6 protein-coding genes are annotated in these 6,011 nt (G+C 71.6%); 5 read left to right on the forward strand and 1 reads right to left on the reverse strand.

Translation table 11 applies throughout. The annotated features are described in order from the left end of the window. The 5 genes from KME77_RS03840 to KME77_RS03860 form a co-directional block, all read left to right on the forward strand. The coding region (locus KME77_RS03840) for a sensor histidine kinase (protein WP_219461974.1) at positions 1-1,271 on the forward strand (1,271 nt) is incomplete at its 5' end. Then, positions 1,268-1,711, forward strand: a complete 444-nt coding sequence (locus KME77_RS03845) for a roadblock/LC7 domain-containing protein (protein WP_219461975.1) — start codon at positions 1,268-1,270, stop codon at positions 1,709-1,711. The genes KME77_RS03840 and KME77_RS03845, both read left to right, overlap by 4 nt. A gap of 89 nt (positions 1,712-1,800) precedes the next feature. Then, on the forward strand, positions 1,801-2,826 hold the full coding sequence (locus KME77_RS03850; RefSeq protein WP_219461978.1) for an MBL fold metallo-hydrolase: 1,026 nt from the start codon (positions 1,801-1,803) through the stop codon (positions 2,824-2,826). A gap of 25 nt (positions 2,827-2,851) precedes the next feature. After that, positions 2,852-3,526 carry a FadR/GntR family transcriptional regulator gene (locus KME77_RS03855; RefSeq protein ID WP_219461980.1) on the forward strand — a complete coding sequence of 225 codons (675 nt, stop codon included), beginning with the start codon at positions 2,852-2,854 and terminating at the stop codon, positions 3,524-3,526. 23 nt (positions 3,527-3,549) lie between these two features. Continuing rightward, positions 3,550-4,494, forward strand: coding sequence for a DNA polymerase ligase N-terminal domain-containing protein (locus KME77_RS03860; RefSeq protein ID WP_219461982.1), 945 nt, complete (start codon positions 3,550-3,552; stop codon positions 4,492-4,494). 13 nt (positions 4,495-4,507) lie between these two features. On the opposite strand, the gene KME77_RS03865 is transcribed toward KME77_RS03860, so the two are convergent. Beyond that, complete coding sequence (locus KME77_RS03865) at positions 4,508-5,650, reverse strand: C45 family autoproteolytic acyltransferase/hydrolase (RefSeq protein WP_219461983.1); 1,143 nt, start codon at positions 5,648-5,650, stop codon at positions 4,508-4,510. Positions 5,651-6,011 lie beyond the last annotated feature (361 nt).

The raw sequence follows: 6,011 nt of genomic DNA on the forward strand, positions 1-6,011 counted from the left end.
CCCGTATGCGCCGTAACAGCGAGAACCTGCTGGTCCTGGCCGGGCAGGACCCGCCGCGGCGCTGGAGCCAGCCGGTCAAGCTGGTCGACGTCGCCCGCGCCTCCCTCTCGGAGGTCGAGAACTACGAACGGGTCGTGCCGCAGGTCCCCGACGGCGTGTCGATCGCCGGGCAGGCCGTCAACGACATCATCCACCTGCTGGCCGAGCTGGTGGAGAACGCGCTGTCGTTCTCGCCGCGGGACACGCGGGTGACGGTGTCCGGCAGCCGGATCGACGGCGGCGGCGTCATGCTCTCGATCACCGACTCGGGCATCGGCATGACCCGCGAGGAGCTGGCCCAGGCCAACGAGCGCCTGCTGGACGCGCCGATCGTGGACGTGTCGGTGTCGCGCCGCATGGGCCTGTTCGTGGTCGCCCGCCTGGCGCACCGCCACGGCATCCGCGTACAGCTGCGCCCGCACGGCTCCGGCGGCCTGACCGCCATGGTCCTGATGCCGGAGAACCTGCTGGCCACCCAGCCCGCGGGCTACGTGGAGCCGCGGATGGACCCGCCGGCGTACACGCCGCCGCAGTGGCAGGGCGACTCCCACCCGATGGGTCCCGCCCATCCGTCGTACCCGTCCTATCCGTCCACCCCGTCCTATCCGCCGTCTGCCTCGTCCGCTCCGCCCGCCATGGCGGGAGCCTGGTCGTCGGCCCCCTCGTGGCCGTCCGACGGGCGCATGAGCACCGGCGGCTACGACACCGGTGACGTGTGGACGCCGGTCAAACGCTCCGAGTGGAACGGCGAACAGGCACGGCGCGACTCGTACGGCTTCTCCAGCGCCGACTCGCACGGTTTCCCCAGCGCCGACTCGATGCACACCGGCCCGCTCCCGGCGGTGAAGCCGGACCCGGTGGGTGACGAGTACCTGCCGATCTACGCCGCCGTGGAATCGGCCTGGTTCGAGCACGGCGGCGAGTCCGCCGCGAGCTGGAGCTCGGTCTCGACCGACGCGGGCTGGAACGCGGCCCGCGCGGCGGTGGAGCCGGTACGCGACGGCACGACCGGCGCCGGCCTGCCCAAGCGGGTGCCCAAGGCCAACCTGGTGCCCGGCTCCGCCAAGACGGCCGCCGAGCCCCAGCAGAGCCCGGCGCCGATGCCGCCGGTCTCGGCCGACCGGGTGCGCAGCCGTCTGTCCAACTTCCAGCAGGGTTGCCGCGCGGCGCGCGACGACCTTTCCACGGGCCGCCCCCCGGCCGACCCTCCCAGCAGAAGACAGAACACATGACCGATCTGAGCTACGAGGCTCACGGGCTCGACTGGTTGATCAGCGAGTTCGTCGGCACGGTCCCGGGAGTCGCCCACGCGCTCGTCGCGTCATGGGACGGCATTCCGCTGGCGGTCTCCTCCAGGCTGCCGGCCGACCGGGCCGAGCGGCTGGCCGCCATCACCTGCGGACTGGTCAGCCTCACGAGCGGCGCCGCCCATCTCCTCGAAGGCGGTGCCGTCGTCCAGGCCATGGTGGAGATGCAGCAGGGGGTGATGCTGGCCATGGCCATCAGCGACGGCTCGTGCCTGGCCGCGCTGGCATCACCCGGCTGCGACCTGGCGCTCGTGGCCTATCACATGACGCTCATGGTGGAACGGGCAGGCGACGTGCTGACCCCGGCCCTGCGCGCTCACCTGCTCACCAGTTCCCCCGTCAAGGTAGACGAGATCACGAAATAAGCCACAGAACACGAAAACCCATACCGATCTGCCGGATCTTTCCCGCACACTCGATCCAGAACAAAGTTCGATCGACGGGGGATCCCTGGATGAAGACCACCCGGCGCAGGCCGTACGCCGAGCAGCGCCCGCAGGACCTCGGCGGCGGCGTGTGGAGTGTGCCCGTGCCGATCCCTGGCAACCCGCTCGGCTACACCCTGGTGTACGCCGTCGACTCCCCCAAAGGGCCTCTCCTGGTGGACGCCGGGTGGAACCATCCCGATGCCTGGCAGGCCCTCACGCAGGGCCTGAGCACGCTGGGCCTCGACGTGAGCGCCGTCAGCGGGGTGGTGGTCACCCACTTCCACCCCGACCACGCCGGGCTGGCCGGGCAGGTCAGGCAGGAGTCCGGGGCCTGGATCGCCATGCACGAGGCGGACGCCGCGCTGGTCCGGCTCATGCACAACCTCGCCGACAGCGACCACCGCGACTTTCAGGCCGACATGCTCAAGCGGGCGGGCGCGGAGGAGAGCGACGTGCAGGTGGTGACGGCGGCGCGGCCCGAGCCGCCCGCGCTGCCGGACCGCGAGCTGCGTGACGGCGACCTGGTGGACCTGCCGGGCCGCAAGCTGCGCGCCGTGCACACGCCGGGCCACACCCCTGGGCACATCTGCCTTCACCTGGAGGACGCGGACCGGTTGTTCACCGGCGACCACGTCCTTCCCGACATCACCCCTCACGTCGGGATTTATCCGTACGACCGCAACGACGTTGATCCTCTCGGCGACTTCCTGGACTCGCTGGACCGGGTCGGCGAGCTGGGCACACTGGACGCCCTCCCCGCCCATGAGTGGATATTTCCGGATGTGGCAGCGCGGGCCGCGGAGATCCGCCACCATCACGAGGACAAGCTCCAAGGGCTCGGCGCCCTCATGGCCGAGCGCGCGGAACCGCTGACCATCTGGGAGACCGCCGCGATGATGACCTGGAACCGGCCCTGGGACGACCTGTCCCCGATGCTGCGCGGCATGGCCGCCGGAGAGGCCGCGGCACACCTGCGCACGCTGGAGGCGCGTGGAGTGATTCGCCGCGTCTCCGGAGGTGATGTGACGCGCTTCCAGGCCCTAGAATCCTAGACATCCGATGTCTAGGGAGAGAAGCGTGGCGGTCACTGACGCGGCCATCGACAAGATCAAGCAGATGATCCTCTCGGGCGAGCTGAAGCCAGGCGACCGGCTGCCCAAGGAGGCCGACCTGGCCGAGCGGCTGGGCCTGTCACGCAACTCGCTGCGCGAGGCCGTACGGGCGCTGGCGCTGATCAACGTGCTCGACGTCCGCCAGGGTGACGGCACCTACGTCACCAGCCTGGAGCCGCGGCTGCTGCTCGACACGATGTCGTTCGTGCTCGACCTGCACCGCGACGACACCGTGATCCAGTTCTTCGAGGTGCGCCGCATCCTGGAGCCCGCGGCGACGGCGCTGGCCACCGAGCTGATGAGCGAGGGGGAGATCGACGAGCTGCGGGCCATCCTGGAGTCGCTGCCCGCCCACCCCACGGTCGAGGAGCTGGTCGCCAACGACCTGCAGTTCCACCACCGCATCGCCCAGGGGTCCGGCAACAGCGTGCTCTGCTCGTTCATCGAGAGCCTGGCCGGGCCGACCACCAGGGCGCGCATCTGGCGCGGGCTCACCCAGGAGGGCGCGGTGGAGAAGACGCAGGAGCAGCACATCGCGATCTACGAGGCCATCGTCGCCCGCCAGCCCGACGTGGCGCGCTCGTGGGCGACGGTCCACATCGCGGGCGTGGAGTCCTGGCTACGCAGAGCACTCGACTGAGGCACGCTGGGTAGAAAGCCTGCGTGGCCGACAAACTGGAGAAATATCGCAACAAACGCGACGCCAGCCGCACCCCTGAGCCGATGCCGGACAAAGCCCCCTCCACGGGCGGCTCGGCGTTCGTGATCCAGGAGCACCATGCCAGCAGCCTCCACTGGGACCTGCGGCTGGAGCACGACGGCGTGCTCGCCTCGTGGGCGATCCCCAAGGGCCTGCCCGGCGACCCCGCCACCAACCACCTCGCCGTGCACACCGAGGACCATCCGATGGAGTACCTCGACTTCCACGGCGAGATCCCCAAGGGCGAGTACGGCGGCGGCTCGATGACGATCTGGGACCGCGGCACGTACGAGGGCGAGAAGTGGTCCGACCGCGAGGTCAAGGTGGTGCTGCACGGCCGGCGGGCGAAGGGCCGGTTCGTGCTGTTCCGGACGGACGGCAAGAACTGGATGATCCACCGCATGGACCCGCCCACCCGCGACCCGTTCCCCCCGCCGGAGCCGATGCTGGCCATCGAGCGTTCCCGGCTGCCGCGCGACGCCGACGAGTACGCCTTCGAGTTCGCGTGGGGCGGCAGCCGGCTGCTGGTCCCGATCGTCGGCGGGCGCACGGAGGCGGCGCGTCGGCACCCGTGGCTGCGCCCGTTCGCCAGGTCGTTCGGCAGCCGCACCGCCGTCCTGGACGGCGAGATCGTCACACTGGCCGGCTCGGAGGTGCTGGTCTGCTACGACCTGCTGTACGACGACGGGCGCTCGCTGACCGGGCAGCCGTACACGGCCCGGCGGGCGGCGCTCGAAGCGCTCGAACTGTCCGCCGCCCGGTGGCAGACCGCTCCCTCCTGGCCCGGGCAGGCCAAGGCGGTCCGCCAGGCGGCCCGCGAACAGGGGCTGCCCGGCGTCGTCGCCAAACGTCTGGACTCGCCGTACGAGGCGGGCGAGTCGAAGCACTGGATCCTCGTACCGGCCTGACCGTCGTCCGCCGTCAGAACTGGACCAGCGGCTTGGCGTCCACCGTGAACACGTCGTCGAGCCGCCAGGTGGCGTACTCGTGCTCGCACGGCGGCCCCGTGGCGATGGACAGGAGCCGTTCGTCCAGGTCCATCACGATCGAGTACACCGTGGTGGACAGCTCGTCCCGCTCGGCGTCCGGATCCGCGTGCCGGCACACCCCGTCGGGGAACGAGAAGTGATCACGCAGCGCCGCCACCACGTCCTCGCAGGTAACCGCACGCGCCCGGACGGCGTCCTCCAGGCGGTGCCGGATCCGGGAGGGCCGCAGCAGGGTCAGCGCCGACGCCGCCACCTTCGCGTCGCGCAACGGGAGCGGGCACTGGAAGTGGTTCGAGTGCGCCAGCAGCCCGTCCTGCGGCAGCAGGTGCCCGAACACCTCCGGCGCCACCTCCAGGTCGATCGCCTCCCCTCCCGCGTCGGCGATGAGCAGGTTGCCCGAGGAGATCCGCGTGACGTTCAGCGTGCGGCGCAGCGCGCGGCTCATGCGCGGCGCGTTCAGCACCCCGCGCAGCAGATAGTGGTACGGCACGCCCTTCCCGCCGCTGTCCCGGTCGGAGACGAGCAGGTTGGCGCAGACGCCGAGGCCCGCCGAGTTCAGGCCGCTCTTGGCCAGCATCCCCGCCTCGGCCAGCGTGAGCACCGCGAACCCCTCCGTGTCCCGCGTCGCCAGCAGGAACGTCACCGGCTGCTGCTCGGGATGCCAGTCCCAGTTCTGCGCGAGCAGCGTGTGGCCGTCGCGCGTGTACTGCGGCAGCACAGCCACCGACGTGCACCCCTCGTCGCGGTAGCCGGTCCCGTAGAGCAGCTCGGTGCGCGCGTTGAGCGCCGTGACGTGCTCCACGCGGACGCCCGCCCCCTCCGCCAGGCCCTCCAGCATCCCGGCGATCGCCGGGTCGTACTCCCGGGCCACGCCGAGGTACACCCCTCCCCAGCGCAGCACGTCACCGTCCGCCAGCCCCGCGTCGTCGCGGAACCTGCGCAGGTACGTGCTCAGGCTCCGCTCGACCAGGTCCCTGGTGCGGCGGCCGAGCTCCTGCCCCATCTCCCGAGGCGTTCCCTCGACGGCGACGAGCGGCGGTCCGGCCGGGGGGTGGGGCTGTCCGTACATGGTCATGGCTTCCTCCAGTCACCGTCCACCAGTGGGACCTTCCCCATCGCACCCGCCTTCAGAGGGCTGCCCTGGGCAGGGTGCCGTTACCCCCCACCGCCCCGGCCCGGCAGCGCACGCCGAAGGACGAGTCACCCCAGCGGCACGCCCACCCAATGGGCGAGCCGACCCGGCGTACCGCTGGCCCGACGGGCACGCCTGCCCGATGGCGGACCTGCCCAGCAGCGCGACCGGACGCCGGGCGGCGCGGCCGGACGCCGGGCGGCGCGGCCGGACGCCGAGCGAGCTGGCCCCACGGCACGCTTCTCCAAGACGCGCCTGCCCGACGGCGGGCCTGCCCGGCAGCGCAGCCGGACGCCGGGCGGAC

Source organism: Nonomuraea rhizosphaerae, assembly GCF_019396405.1.
Lineage (GTDB): Bacteria > Actinomycetota > Actinomycetes > Streptosporangiales > Streptosporangiaceae > Nonomuraea > Nonomuraea rhizosphaerae.